This window comes from Hahella sp. KA22 (genome assembly GCF_004135205.1).
GTDB lineage: Bacteria > Pseudomonadota > Gammaproteobacteria > Pseudomonadales > Oleiphilaceae > Hahella.
In genome coordinates, this window is the sequence record NZ_CP035490.1 from 6,869,169 (window position 1) to 6,882,855 (window position 13,687).

14 protein-coding genes are annotated in these 13,687 nt (G+C 54.5%); 3 read left to right on the top strand and 11 right to left on the bottom strand.

Annotated features, from left to right (window positions below; translation table 11 throughout):
* Position 1 precedes the first annotated feature (1 nt).
* The 4 genes from EUZ85_RS30570 to EUZ85_RS30585 all read right to left on the bottom strand — a co-directional run bounded on the left by EUZ85_RS30570 (position 2) and on the right by EUZ85_RS30585 (position 2,339).
* Positions 2-688 carry a response regulator transcription factor gene (locus tag EUZ85_RS30570; protein ID WP_127973853.1) on the bottom strand — a complete coding sequence of 229 codons (687 nt, stop codon included), beginning with the start codon at positions 686-688 and terminating at the stop codon, positions 2-4.
* Between the two features lie 55 nt (positions 689-743).
* On the bottom strand, positions 744-1,025 hold the full coding sequence (locus EUZ85_RS30575; protein ID WP_011400108.1) for a PepSY domain-containing protein: 282 nt from the start codon (positions 1,023-1,025) through the stop codon (positions 744-746).
* Positions 1,026-1,061: 36 nt separating this feature from the next.
* Positions 1,062-1,607 carry a glycine zipper 2TM domain-containing protein gene (locus EUZ85_RS30580; protein ID WP_127973854.1) on the bottom strand — a complete coding sequence of 182 codons (546 nt, stop codon included), beginning with the start codon at positions 1,605-1,607 and terminating at the stop codon, positions 1,062-1,064.
* Positions 1,608-1,745: 138 nt separating this feature from the next.
* Positions 1,746-2,339 carry a TetR/AcrR family transcriptional regulator gene (locus EUZ85_RS30585; protein WP_127973855.1) on the bottom strand — a complete coding sequence of 198 codons (594 nt, stop codon included), beginning with the start codon at positions 2,337-2,339 and terminating at the stop codon, positions 1,746-1,748.
* 134 nt (positions 2,340-2,473) lie between these two features.
* Here EUZ85_RS30585 and EUZ85_RS30590 point away from each other — a divergent pair, with 134 nt between their 5' ends.
* Both EUZ85_RS30590 and EUZ85_RS30595 read left to right on the top strand, forming a co-directional pair.
* Entirely contained in the window at positions 2,474-3,082 is a 609-nt protein-coding gene (locus EUZ85_RS30590) for a glutathione S-transferase family protein (protein ID WP_127973856.1), read from the top strand.
* A gap of 43 nt (positions 3,083-3,125) precedes the next feature.
* Positions 3,126-3,785, top strand: coding sequence for a glutathione S-transferase family protein (locus tag EUZ85_RS30595; protein ID WP_127973857.1), 660 nt, complete (start codon positions 3,126-3,128; stop codon positions 3,783-3,785).
* 6 nt (positions 3,786-3,791) lie between these two features.
* Here the strand turns inward: EUZ85_RS30595 and EUZ85_RS30600 are convergent, their stop codons facing one another.
* The 3 genes from EUZ85_RS30600 to EUZ85_RS30610 all read right to left on the bottom strand — a co-directional run bounded on the left by EUZ85_RS30600 (position 3,792) and on the right by EUZ85_RS30610 (position 6,030).
* Positions 3,792-4,772: a WD40 repeat domain-containing protein gene (locus EUZ85_RS30600; protein WP_127973858.1), complete on the bottom strand. Its 981-nt coding sequence runs from the start codon at positions 4,770-4,772 to the stop codon at positions 3,792-3,794.
* Positions 4,773-4,918: 146 nt separating this feature from the next.
* Positions 4,919-5,392, bottom strand: coding sequence for a sigma D regulator (gene rsd, locus EUZ85_RS30605; RefSeq protein ID WP_127973859.1), 474 nt, complete (start codon positions 5,390-5,392; stop codon positions 4,919-4,921).
* A 140-nt stretch (positions 5,393-5,532) separates the two neighbouring features.
* Entirely contained in the window at positions 5,533-6,030 is a 498-nt protein-coding gene (locus EUZ85_RS30610; RefSeq protein ID WP_127973860.1) for a disulfide bond formation protein B, read from the bottom strand.
* A 155-nt stretch (positions 6,031-6,185) separates the two neighbouring features.
* Between EUZ85_RS30610 and EUZ85_RS30615 the strand changes: the two genes are divergently transcribed.
* On the top strand, positions 6,186-6,614 hold the full coding sequence (locus EUZ85_RS30615; protein ID WP_127973861.1) for a flagellar basal body-associated FliL family protein: 429 nt from the start codon (positions 6,186-6,188) through the stop codon (positions 6,612-6,614).
* 70 nt (positions 6,615-6,684) lie between these two features.
* On the opposite strand, the gene rmf is transcribed toward EUZ85_RS30615, so the two are convergent.
* The 4 genes from rmf to EUZ85_RS30635 form a co-directional block, all read right to left on the bottom strand.
* Entirely contained in the window at positions 6,685-6,882 is a 198-nt protein-coding gene (rmf, locus tag EUZ85_RS30620) for a ribosome modulation factor (RefSeq protein ID WP_011400118.1), read from the bottom strand.
* A gap of 432 nt (positions 6,883-7,314) precedes the next feature.
* Positions 7,315-8,892, bottom strand: coding sequence for a glutamate--cysteine ligase (gene gshA / locus EUZ85_RS30625; protein ID WP_127973862.1), 1,578 nt, complete (start codon positions 8,890-8,892; stop codon positions 7,315-7,317).
* Positions 8,893-9,043: 151 nt separating this feature from the next.
* On the bottom strand, positions 9,044-11,371 hold the full coding sequence (locus tag EUZ85_RS30630; RefSeq protein WP_127973863.1) for a Tex family protein: 2,328 nt from the start codon (positions 11,369-11,371) through the stop codon (positions 9,044-9,046).
* A gap of 290 nt (positions 11,372-11,661) precedes the next feature.
* On the bottom strand, positions 11,662-13,434 hold the full coding sequence (locus EUZ85_RS30635; protein WP_127973864.1) for a bifunctional diguanylate cyclase/phosphodiesterase: 1,773 nt from the start codon (positions 13,432-13,434) through the stop codon (positions 11,662-11,664).
* Positions 13,435-13,687 lie beyond the last annotated feature (253 nt).

Below are 13,687 nucleotides of genomic sequence, written 5' to 3' on the forward strand. Positions count from 1 at the left end.
ATCAGGCAGTCTTCTGTGGCGACCAGTTAAACCGGTAGCCCTGGCCGCGCAAGGTGGTAATCGGTTTGTTGACCCCATCCGGGTCCAGCTTTTTGCGCAAGCGACCGATAAAAACCTCTATGACATTGCTGTCACGATCAAAATCCTGCGCGTACAAATGCTCCGTCAATTCGGTTTTGGACACGGCCTGACCGGCGCGATGCACCAGATATTCAAGCGTGTTGTATTCATAGGCGGTCAGCTCCAGAGCGGTGCCGTCGATTTGCACCAGCTTGGCGCGGGTATCCAGGGTCATGGGACCGGCTTGAATCACTGGACTGCTGAACCCGGAAGAGCGTCTCAGTAAGGCGCCCAGCCGCGCCATCAATTCAGCGACGTGAAAAGGCTTCACCAGATAATCGTCAGCGCCGGCTTCCAGGCCACTGACTTTATCCTGCCAGTGACCGCGCGCGGTAAGGATGAGAATGGGGAACTCTTTGCCCATGCCGCGCCACTCCTGGATCACCTCCAGGCCGGTGCGTTTGGGCAAGCCCAGGTCTACGACGGCAAGGTCATAAGGGTTTTCTTTACCCAGATAAGCGGCGACCTCGCCGTCTTCCGCCGTGTCTACGGCGTAGCCATGTTTAACCAGTTCGTCCCGTAATTGGCCACGTAACAACGCTTCGTCTTCGACCAATAGTATTCGCATGCTTGATTCCCGCTAACTTCCTAAACCCTGTCGCTTTATCGGAGGCGATGCTCTGTCAGCTGACTCTTCCCGAGCTGCGCTCAACTACGTAGGTTTTCACCACTCCGTTAGGAAGCAAAACTTTCACCCGATAGACATCGCCCTGGGACTCGACCTTCAGCACTCGTCCCCCACTTACCTGACGCACCAGACTGGCGGCGTCCTGCTCACTCACGTCCGCCAGCAACAAGGTGTCCGCTTGCGAGGGTGAATAACCGAAGGCCGGGGCGGCCAACGCAGCCGGCGTATGTAGCCAGGCTGTCAGTAAAATGGATGTTAAGAGCAATGTTCTGGTCATGGTTCAGCTTCTCGTAGAGGGCCGCCCGCCAACCAATCAGGCGGGCTCCACAGTCACTCTGATACGAATGCGATCACCCGGGTACTGGTCCATGCGGGTGCGGTATTCGCGTCCCTGATACTTATAGGTCACCCAGTATCCCATAGTCTCCTGCACATATTCCACGTCGTAGGTGGTTTCACAACGTCTTTCATTGGTGTAGTAAGACTCGGAATAAGATGTTGAACCCCGGTTAGATATGTCATGTCCAATGGACGCGCCCAGTATCGCGCCTACTGCGGTTCCGACCTGCTTATTGCGTTTCTTGTGCCCTACCGCGTTACCGATGGCTCCGCCGATGACGCCGCCAAGAATAGTGCCAGTATATGAGTCGGAGGACTGACGCGGCGCGTCGTGACGCACCTGCTCAGTCCAGCAGGACTCGCGAGGCGTGCGATGTTCTACGGATTTAGTGATAGGCTCCACGTCCACCACTTTGGCGTAATCGAATTCAGCACCGCCGCGGTGGTGACGACCGCCGGCGAATGCCGGTGTGGCCAGGGTAACTGAAAGAGCCGCGACGGCCAGTGTTTTGATTTTCATGAGTGAATCTCCTTGCGCTTATCTGATGGGTTCAGATTAATGCAGTCAACCTGAATGCTAACTGAACTTGCGCCAACAAATTCCACCCGCCGCTTACCCCATGAACAGGCGTTCAATTATTAACCACATTAAGCGGCGCTATGCCGCCCATCCTCTTACTTCCTGCATCAGGAATTTGAATGCGTTCTCCACCCGACACTGTCTGCTGCAGGTGCGACGCAATGCAATAAGCCCTTGCGTGACGCTAACCAGATAACAGGCGGCGGCTTCCGCATCAATGTCCCCACGCAAGCCGTTATTATGCTGCGCGCGGATCAAAGCCTGGGCTAATAACATCTCCAGTTGGCGCAGCCAGTCATCTACTTTTTTCTGCACTAGATCGTCCACGCCTCCCATCTCAGAGCCCGCATTCTGAACATAACAGCCTACCCGGCCGCCTTCGCTGCAAAGCCCAGCGCTCAACCCCGCCAAATACTCCACAACCGCTTCCAGCTCAGCGTCGTCATGCAATAAGGGCGCAGCGATACGTCGAATAACCGTATTCAAGTAGTGATCGAGCGTTAAATGAAACAGGGCGCGCTTATCGCCAAAGGTGTTGTAAATGCTGAAGCGGTTCAATTCCAGCTCGTCACATAACTGCTGTAATGAAGTGGCTTCGAAACCCTGCCGCCAGAACAGCTTCATGGCGATATGCAGTTTTTCTTGTGGGTCAAATGCGGTAGGTCTTCCCATTAATCTCTTCTGATTTCTCAGGCTCTTATGCGGATTAGCAAACAAAGGTTGTCTGTATTATAAACAGTTCTTGACTGAACATTTAGAAAAAATCTATATTTCTAAACGATCAGTCAAAAATAAAAGGCGAAACAATGAAAATATATCAGGCACGGATCGCGCCCAATCCTCGTAGAGTAAGAATTTTCCTGGCGGAAAAAGACATTGCGATGGAGTATGTCGAAGTCGACATTCAGAAAGGAGAGCAGCACAGCCCTGAGTTTAAACAGAAGAATGCCTTGGGATTGCTCCCGGTACTGGAGCTGGACGACGGTTCCCATTTGTCGGAGTCCATCGCCATCTGCCGCTACTTCGAAGAGATTCAACCTGAGCCGCCGCTGTTTGGGCGAGACGCGAAAGAAAAAGCGATCGTCGAGATGTGGATCAGGCGCTGCGACTTCTATTTCATGTTTCCCACCGGCATGTGTTTCCAGAACACGTCCGACTATTTCAAAGGACTCAAGCGTCAGGTTCCCGAATGGGGCGAGCTATGTCGCGAGAAGTCAGGCAAGTTTTTCAATCTGTTGAACAACCATTTTGAGCATAACGCCTATCTGGCCGGTGATTACTTCAGCATCGCCGATATCAGCGCATTCTGTACGGTAGACTTCGCCAAAGTGATTCAGCAGCGAATTCAACCGGAGCACACTCATTTGCAACGCTGGTATGACTCAGTCGCGGCGCGGCCGTCCAGCAAAGCTTAAATAGCGAACGTCGCCGCGTGAGCGACGCATAAGGAGCAACCTCATGATAGACCTGTATACCGCTGCCACCCCTAATGGGCATAAGATCAGCATCGCCCTGGAAGAGATGGCTCTTCCCTACAATGTGATCGCAATAGATTTGAGCTCCGGCGTGCAGAAACAGCCGGAATACCTGAAGCTGAACCCCAACGGGCGTATCCCTACCATCGTTGACCGGGATAACGATGACTTTGTCGTCTTTGAGTCCGGCGCCATCCTGGTTTATCTGGGCGAAAAGTCCGGCAAGTTTTACCCTACGGAAGCGAAAAAGCGGTCTCAGGTGCTACAGTGGCTGATGTTTCAGATGGGGGGCATTGGCCCCATGATGGGACAGGCTAACGTATTCTTCCGCTACTTCCCGGAAAAACTGCAGCCCGCCATTGATCGCTATCAGAATGAAGTAAAGCGTCTTTTCGGCGTAATGGATGGGCATTTGGCGGAGAACCAATTCCTGGCGGGCGACTACTCCATCGCCGATATCGCCAACTGGGCCTGGGTACGCACGCATAACTGGTCTGGCGTAGATATCGCTGACTTTCTCCACCTGACTCGTTGGGTGCAGGAAATAGCCGCGCGACCCGCTGCGCAAAAGGGTATCGAAATTCCCAAGCGGGCTGAGCCGGAGGATGTGGTAAAAGGCGTCCAATCCATCCTTGTCAGGTGACCCGCCTTAGAGCTTAAACCGCTCCAGCATGCCGTCGGACGTTATGGCGATCACCTCTCCATTAGCGGCGAACGCCATGTCCAACACCGCCCCGCTGCTTGCGGGGCCCCATATCCGCCTTGCCTTGGCGGACCAGTATCCGATTTCATTGCCATTCACAGCGTCTACGAGGTAGATATCTCCACGGAAGGTTCCTAGCAACAAGCGACGCCCGTCCGCAGAAAATCGAGCGCTGGTGAAGTTCTCATAGCGATAGGACAGCTTGGCTTTGGCGTCGCCGCTGATGGCGTCCCAGATAACGGCGTCCTCTCTCTGCGCCGCGGAGAACGCCAAAGCGCCGTCGTTGGAAAGCGCGACGGTCTTTACTTGGTTGGAGTGAGAAAAGGTATGCACCAATGCGCCCGTGTCCAATCGCCACAAACGCGCGCTCTGGTCATCCGACCCTGTTATCGCCCAGCGGTTATCACCGGAAATATCCACCGACGTCACTTCCGCTTTGTGAGGAAACTCATAGCGGGACTGGCCTTTTTGCAGGTCAAAATACACCGCCTGGTTACTGCGCATGCCAAGTAACGCGTATTTATCGTTCGGGCCAATGGCGATGTTGGAGACTTTATCCGGCGCCCGCCAGAAGTTGAGCGAGTGACCATCCGACACATTCCAAACCACCAGATCCGCATCCACAGCAGTAATGGCCAGCTTGGCGTCGTCCGCCATCGCCACCGCACGGATGGTGCTGAACTCTCCCGATTTATGATTCCAGTTGTAGAGCCGTTCATTCTTGCCCAGCACCCACAAACTGCCGCCATGCTGAACCGAACCGATCAACGCATAGCCTGCGTCAGCCGAGAGCCCCGCGCTGAGCAGCCCTTGTTGCGCCACCTTCAATGAACTTTCAGGCCCTTTGCCGCCACAGCCGGAAAGCAGCAAACAGACTGATAAAATCAGCGACAGGGATTTCCACAGGTAAGTCCTAGGGGCGCGCATACTGAGTCAGATGGTTGAGACTGAATTCAAGGTTGATTAAGGAAGTTTAGACAACCTTATGAGATAGGCAAAATTATTTGTGGAAAATTAACAGGTTAGAACAAGCCGACCGCCTGTGGCGACCGGCTTTCATGACTTGGCGCGGATCAGGCGACTTGATCAGCGTGCGCGTTATGCAGCTTTTCGATCAGCATATCTTCCAGTTCGAAGCGCTCTTCGAGGCGTTCGCCCAGTTTGGATAGCTCAGGCAACAGCGCATTCAACTCCGACAATTCTTCCGGCGTTTTATCAAACCGGTCGTTATAGTCCAGCGCCGCTTCAGTGGTGGACTGAATCTTTGGAAACAGCTCCTTCACCAGCTCCATACCGCCGTCGTTAAACTCGCGGGCTTCTTCGATTAATTGCTCGTACACCTCAAAGTGGCCTGCGGAAACATAATCCAACAGCACCTGACAGAACGTCTTAAAGTTTTTAACCGCCGATTCCACATCGTCAAACTTGCTCTTGCCGACCAGATCGCAGTAACGCACGATCAGGTCTTGCCTTTCCTTAAGCCAGCGGTCGATTATTTCACTGACGCCACCCCATCGCTCTTTGGCGTTTTGGCAATTTTCCAGCATGACCTCACCCTTATCTCTATCTATCTGTGCTAGCCGTTAGTGTTATAAGTATTTTTAATAGTGGCTTCCAACTATACGCGATCACTCGTTTGCTAAACAAGCGTACCGAATTCCTTTTTCAATGTTTTACCAAACCGCGATCAGCGCGCTCTGCGCACCCAGGTAAAGCCCCAGGCAGCGGTAAATCCGATGAAGGCGATCAGCGTCCAACCTGGAATGCTCAAGCCCAAAAACGTCCACTGCACCTCAGCGCATTCGCCAGTGCCAGTCAGCATCATCGTCAATACTTCCGAGAACGGAAAAGCCTGTAACATATACTCTAAACCGGGCCCGCAAGCAGGCACCTGATCCGCCGGCAGGCTCTGCAACCATAACTGACGCGTCGCCAACGCCGCGCCGCCCAGCGTCGTCACCCAGCCCAGCAGCGTGTAAACCGTGGCTCCCATATTTTTGGGGTTATGCAGCGCGGCCGCCAGAAACACCAATCCCGCCAGCACGAACGCGATGCGCTGCGCCATACACAATGGACAAGGCTCGAGATCTTCCACGTACTGCAGGTAAAAAGCGAATCCCATTAATCCGGCGATCGCCAGAAAACACAGGAAGTAAATCGTTCGGTTAGTGAGCCATGCGGGCATGAGATCTCCTGTTCTCCCGGTAGGGTAGCTTGTCAAAACGGCTTTCGATTTTGCTGAGAATAAACTTTGCTTGCAAGACGCGAAAACCATTTGACGCTCTCCAAGGCCTTGTCTAGGCTCGAAATAACCAAAGTTTAATCAAGAGGACGCCTTCCATGGTATTTAAGCACGCGTTTCTGCGCGATTTCCGTCTGCTTGCTCTGCTGGCGATCATCGCCCTGGCGACGGCGTCCGGCGCGTACGCGGAAGGTCAGGATGACCTGGTGCAATATATCGATCTGAAGCCGTCGTTCGTGCTTAATTACGACGGTCCCAGCAGTAAACTCAAGTTCGCGAAAATAGACGTGTCCGTACGGGTTAACACTCGCACAGCGGCAACGGCGGTGGAACACCATATGCCAGCGCTACGCAACCTGCTGGTGTTGATGTTCAGTCGTCAAACGGAAAAGGTGATGGGCTCGAATGATGGCCGGGAACAGTTGCGAGCCGAAGCGTTACAGGCGCTGCAAGATTTCCTGCAGGAAGAGTCCGGAGGCAAAATGGCGGAGGATCTGCTGTTCACCAACTTCGTAGTGCAACGCTGATTCGCTTCAACACCGGACTCCGACGTCGCCATCACTAGCAACGTCGGCGCAACCCTTCGGATCGACAGGTTCAGGCCGTTCTCGCCTTCCCTTTCTTATCGCCGGCTTGGGCGCCGTCCTCCCAGCCCGCTTCCCAGGCTGCGATAACGACTTCGCCACGGTACGGACATTTCACCCGCTCCATACCCAGGACGCCCGCCATGTATCCTTGCTGATAAGCCTTGTTAAGCGTTTCCAGATTCCAATTCAGAGATAGATCTGCGGCCATACCGGCCTCCCAATTCGCATGCCAAATTAAGTTGATGGTTCAGATTTGCTTTTATCGTTATATCGCCGCAAGCGTTGTGGATGACTCATCGAGTTATCCCCACAGCAGGCTGCGAGCTTATTCATTGGCTACTTCGCGACCCAGGATTAGACCAATAGGCCTAGTCGCATTACAACAATAATCCAACACACCAATAACAAAAAGCTTCTGATGCCTAAAAAGTGTAGCAAATTGTAAACTTATGTTACAGCAGGCAAAAAGTAGCACGCCAAAAGGAGTAGAACAAGGTGAATGGCGCGGAATTGTGCGCTGGTTGACGCGATATCTGGTCGGACAATGTCAGCGAGGGTAAGCAGGAAGCACGGGGCATGGAGAGATCAATCAAGCCGGGACCTTCACGATCCCGGCATGCTTAAAGCAGATCAGAGATAGTTAGACGTACGTCAGATACTGTTTCAAATAGGCGTCGAAAGGCAGATTGTCCGCTTCCCGCAGCGCTCTTTCATCAGCCCAGGATTGCTCGCCAGCGCGAACATAGTGCTGCATACGCTCTGGAGTCAACGGATTTGCAGTCAATGTCTGATGATGCGCCTGCGACATCGCCAAGGTCCAGTCAACGTAGCTCTGACCGTTGGATACCGCCGCATAAGTACGCGCAGATGGCGTCAGGCTGGGGTCATTCACTTTCGCCCTGGCGTCCCGTATGGCCGCGGCGTAGCTATCGCCGCCTTTGATGGCGTCCAGCTCTCTGGCGCATAACTCAACCTGCTCCAGAATACGCAACGCCCATTCCTGGAGGCCGCCCTGAATGTAATCATTCTGCTGCAAACGCACCAGTTCAACGTCCGTGTCGCGCCCACGGGAAACCGTGGTCAGGAAGTTTTCTTCAATGATCGAGCACTCTTCATCCACGATCTTGGCGCTGTCAGATAGCAGACAGGTTAACAGGAAAGCGTCCAGGAAGCGGATTTGCGACTCGCTCACGCCGATAGGCGAGAACGGGTCCAGATCAAGACAGCGCACTTCTATATATTCGATCCCGCGACGCTTGAGCGCTTGAATCGGTTTCTCACCGCTCTGAGCCACGCGCTTGGGCCGGATAGTGTTGTAATACTCGTTCTCGATCTGTAACAGGTTGGCGTTAAGCTGAATGTATTCGCCATCCCGCTGCAAGCCAATCGCCTCGTAACGGGGGAACGGCGTGTGGGTGGCGTCATACAGGGTTTTGACGTAAGTGTTGAGGTGATTAAAACAGATCTTCAGCGACGACTGCGCATTATTCTGATACCCCAGATCGCTCATCCGCAAAGAGGTCGCATGAGGCAAACCCAAGGTATCCGTTCCGAATTGATCGAGCTTATGATCGCGGCCGCTCAGGAAACTGCGGTCCAACGCCGGAGAGGCTCCGAACAGGTACATTAACAGCCAGGACCAGCGGCGGAAATTGCGAATCAATGAGAAATAGCTCTCTGATTTGAACTCCTGCAGCGGTGCGCTTTGCGCTAACACCTCTTGGTAAGCGCGCCAGAAATCATCTCCCAGAGAGAAATTGAAATGCACGCCGGCGATGCTCTGCATAATGCGGCCGTAGCGATAGGCCAGTCCACGTCGGTAGACGTGCTTGATCTTGCCCAGATTGGATTCGCCGTATTCCGCAATACGGATGCTTTCATCCCCATCCAGAAGGCTGGGCATACTGCCCGCCCACAAGGATTCGCCTTCAGGCAGATTAGCATGTACGAACTGATGTATTTCCTGCAGAGAGGTCAGCAGTTCATCCACCTCGCGGGTCACTGGAGTGATCAACTCCAGCAACGCTTCGGAATAATCCGTGGTGATACTCGGGTGGGTCAACGCGGAGCCCAACGCCTGCGGATGGTCGGACTGGGCGATGAAACCCTTGCTGTCGACGCGCAGACCTTCCTTTTCTATACCGCGATAGATATCCGCCAGCGCTTGGGGGTGACGACGTCTCAACTTTTCCAGTCGCGCCGCTAACTTCTCACTCATGCACGATTCCTTGCTCCAGGAACTAATATTGGAGGAGAGAACACTCTCCCCGCCTTCGCCGCCGCGCCGCTCCCGGCGGAATCCGCAGAGAGCGCGCAAAAATCTCCGCAGATGCGACCGTCCCTGGAATCACGGCAGTTATATTAAAATACTAGCCTTTCTTTCCTGGTTGCTGCTTCTGCGCTTTCAACAACAAGGCGCCAAACGAGCCCATGCCTCCGGCAGCGGTTTCGTTACCGGCATTCCTCTTTTGTTTTTGAGGCTGCCTTCCGGCGTCGCGAGCGCCTGCGTTGGCGCCGCTTTGCACTTCGTCGTCCAGACGCATGGTTAAAGCGATACGCTTACGCGCCGCGTCCACTTCAATCACCTTCACCTTCACTATGTCGCCCGCTTTGACCACTTCCCTGGGGTCTTTGATAAACTTGTGCGACAGTGCGGAGATATGCACCAGGCCATCCTGATGCACGCCGATATCCACAAAAGCGCCGAAATTGGTCACGTTGGTGACAGCGCCTTCCAGCACCATACCGGGCTTAAGGTCCTTAATGTCTTCAACGCCTTCCTGGTATTGCGCGAACTTGAATTCAGGGCGCGGATCGCGCCCCGGCTTATCCAGCTCGGCCAGAATATCTTTGACAGTGGGAACGCCAAAATGTTCATCCACATAGTCATTCGCTTTCAGGCTGCGTAAGAATGTGGTGTCGCCAACCAGGGATCGCAAGTCCCGGGCGTTTTTTTCTGCGATTTTATTTACCACCACATAGGCTTCCGGGTGCACCGCCGAGGCGTCCAGCGGGTTGTCGCCGTTCATGATGCGCAGAAAACCGGCTGCCTGCTCGTAGGTCTTGTCTCCCAAACGGGGCACTTTCAGCAGTTGCTGGCGATTCAGAAACGCGCCCTTGGCGTCGCGATAGGCCACAATATTGCCCGCCAGGGTCTGATTCAGACCCGCCACTCGCGCCAACAGCGGCGCAGAAGCGGTATTCACGTCCACGCCCACCGCGTTAACACAGTCCTCCACCACCGCATCCAGCGTCCGCGCCAGCTGCGTCTGGCTGACGTCATGCTGATATTGGCCCACGCCAATGGATTTTGGATCGATTTTCACCAGTTCGGCCAGCGGGTCCTGCAAGCGGCGCGCGATCGACACCGCGCCACGGATGGTAACGTCCAAATCGGGGAATTCTTTCGCGGCGTATTCGGAGGCGGAATAAATCGAAGCGCCGGACTCATTGACCATAATTTTGGTCAGCTTCAGTTGCGGGAACTGCTTGATCAAGTCAGCAACCAGCTTGTCGGTTTCTCTGGAAGCCGTGCCATTGCCGATACTGACCAGTTCCACTTTGTGCTTGGCGCACAGGGCCGCCAGTTGCGCGATGGATTGCGACCACTGATTTTTCGGCGCATGAGGATATATGGTCGCGTGATCAACAAACTTACCGGTGGCGTCGATCACCGCCACTTTAACGCCTGTTCGCAGACCGGGGTCCAACCCCATGGTGGCCTTGGCGCCCGCCGGCGCCGCCAGCAGCAGATCCTTGAGGTTACTGCCGAATACGTTGATGGCCTCTTCTTCCGCACGCTCGCGAATTCTGCCCATCAGGTCTGTCTCCAGCTGCGTCAGCAGCTTGACGCGCCAAGTCCAGCGCACCACGTCTTTTAACCAGCCGGCGGCGGCGCGGCCTTTGTCACTGATGCGCCAGTGGGCGGCGACGATGTTTTCACAGGGGTGCGGCTCCAGTCGCGATTCAGGCTCGTCCGGCAGCACGATCTGAAAGCTCAGAACGCCTTCATTGCGGCCCCGGAACACCGCCAGCGCGCGATGGGAGGGAACGCCTTTCAGCGGCTCCTGGTGTTCAAAGTAATCGCGGAATTTAGCGCCGTCCTGTTCTTTGCCCTCTACGACGGCCACTTTCAGTACGCCCTGCCCCCAAAGGTGTTCACGCAGGCGACCGATCAATTCGGCGTCTTCCGCAAAGCGCTCCATCAGGATGTAACGTGCGCCTTCCAACGCGGCTTTAACGTCGGCGACGCCTTTGTCCGCATCGATAAAGCCTTCCGCCAGAGTTTCAGGAACCAGAGAAGGATCAGCCAGCAACTGCTCCGCCAGAGGCTCCAATCCTGCCTCCTTGGCGATCTGCGCCTTGGTGCGGCGCTTCGGTTTATATGGGAGATACAAATCCTCCAGGCGGTTCTTGGTGTCCGCATCGATGATTTGCGCGCGCAACTCGTCGGAGAGTTTGCCCTGTTCCTCAATGCTGCTCAGGATGGTCTGCCGCCGATCTTCCATTTCACGCAGGTAGCGTAAGCGATCTTCCAGATGACGCATCTGGGTGTCATCAAGACCACCAGTAACTTCCTTACGATAGCGGGAGATAAATGGAACGGTGGCCCCTTCATCTAGCAGCGTGACGGCCGCCGCAACCTGCTCGGTTTTGGCGTTGAGTTCTTGGGCGATAACGCGATAAATCTTTTCCATTAAAAACCTGTTTACTCAGTTCTTTGCATAATATCTGCTGAATTTCGCCAGCTCACTCCCCCATTGTCTGTCGGTGTCGAAGTCTTGCGCAGCCCCGTCCTTTTACTCAAGAAATTCCTTATCAATCAATGGCCGTTGCGGTGACAACAGGCCTTGGGCGACGCCTTCGACACAGGGGAAAGGGCCGACGGTCTTATATTCCGGGCGTCCCATTATATAGATCAGGCCTCAAACAAGAAGAGCCAAAACAGACAGGGGGAATGCGGTTTGGACAGACCAGCCTTTACTCATTACTGCTTGCGCAGGCGGCGCAGGTCGCCAGCCACTTGCATAAAATCGCAGAATTCATGGAAAGGCAGTGGTCGCGCGAACCAATAGCCTTGAGCCTGATCGCAATTGTGCTGGCGCAGAAATTCCAACTGCTCAGGCTTCTCTACGCCTTCAGCGACAACGGTCATGGAGAGGCTATGCGCCAGCGAGATCATGCCACTGACGAGGGTGGCGTCTTCGGCGATCGTGCAGACGTTTTCGATAAAGGACTTATCTATCTTCACGGTGGAAATAGGCAGGTTGCGCAAGTTGGTAAACGAGGAATATCCCGTTCCGAAGTCATCCAGCGCGAAGTGTAAGCCCAGATGAGTCAATTCTTTCAGGCATTTGAGCGTGTAATCCCGATCAAACATCATGGCGGACTCAGTCAGCTCAAACTCGAACTTGGTAGTGTCGATATTGGCGTTATAGATGATGCGAAAGACTGTTTCCGATAAACGCCGGTCGAAGAACTGGCGAAATGACAGGTTCACCGCACACACCAGATCGTCGTACCCCATGGTCTGCAACATGTTGAGATCCCGGCAGGCGCGCTCCAGCACCCAGTACCCCATGGGAATAATCAGACTGCTGCGCTCCGCGGCGGCGATAAAGGCCGCCGGGGTCAATACACCCAGGCGCGGGTGAGGCCAACGCACCAGCGCTTCCATGCCCACCACTTCGCCACTGCGCACATCGATCTTGGGCTGATAATAGAGATCCAGCTTATCGCCCCGCAGCGCCTGACGGAATTCAGTTTCCAGCTCCAGACGCATATCCAGTTCCCGGTTCATGCGGTCATTAAAGAAGCGGTAGCTGACGCCATGTTCTTTCTTGGCGTCGAACATCGCCTGATTGGCGCGACGCAACAGCAAGTCGGCGCTGTCGCCGGACTCCGGGAATACCGCCATACCCATGGAAGCGGTCAAATTCACCGGGTGCTGATTCACCACAAAGGCCTGCTCGAACACGTTGGCCATTTTCTTGGCTACATTGATCAGGCTGAAACTTTCCTGACCATCCTCAAGGATCACGGCGAACTCGTCGCCTCCTACCCTGGCCAGACAATCCGAGCGCCGCAACACCTGCCGCAGGCGCGCCGCCATCATCTTGATCAGAATGTCCCCCGCCCGATACCCCAGGGACTGATTCACCGTACGAAACTCATCCACATTCACGAAGATCAGGCCCACCCGATGCTTGACCCGTTCCGCGCGCAGAATCGCCTGATGCAGGCGATCATAAAACCGGGCGCGGTCCAGGATGCCGGTCAGACTGTCCAGTTGCTCCCGCATCTCAAAATCCAGACGGAACAGCTCGCGATACCAGGCCCTGCGCAGGGCCCGCACCAGCAAGGGCGCATTCAGGGAGGACTTGCACAGGTAATCCGCAGCGCCTGCGAGAATCAGGCCTCGGGCGTGCCGCTCCTCGGCGAAGGGGCCCAACGCCACCACCGGGGCGTCGGCATGGTGGGAAAGAATGCGCAGAAAACTGTCCTTGTCGCCGTCAAACTGGTTTTCCTCCCACAGCACCATATCAAACTTGCGTTTACGCAATATATCCATGGCCATGGGGATGCTGTTGCACCAGTGCAGTTGAATATCCGACTCAGCGGCGGTCAGGTGTTGCAGCCAGAGAAAGTCGCAATGCGACTTCACCACCGCCAGCACATCCACATTGTCTTCAGTGCAGGAGACAGCCCGAACGCCAGATTGATCCGGATTCATAAGAGATTGTCCGACATGCTCGCTCATGCAATAAATCCCCTCGACCGCAATTTTACGCAGTGTGGTGACAGAACCTATTCATGGCGGCGGTTAACGTTTGCATCTAACGCCATCTTCTACGGCAATTTAGCCATGGCGTTATTGCAGCTTATATAGATTGTTAGAATTTCAGAGACAACACTTAACATTTAGACCATTTTCGTTAATTTTTCCTGTCAGCCTCGGAAATTATTGTGCGGGCGCGCTTCCCCGTTATAAGCATTCGTTATCAACCGAGCGG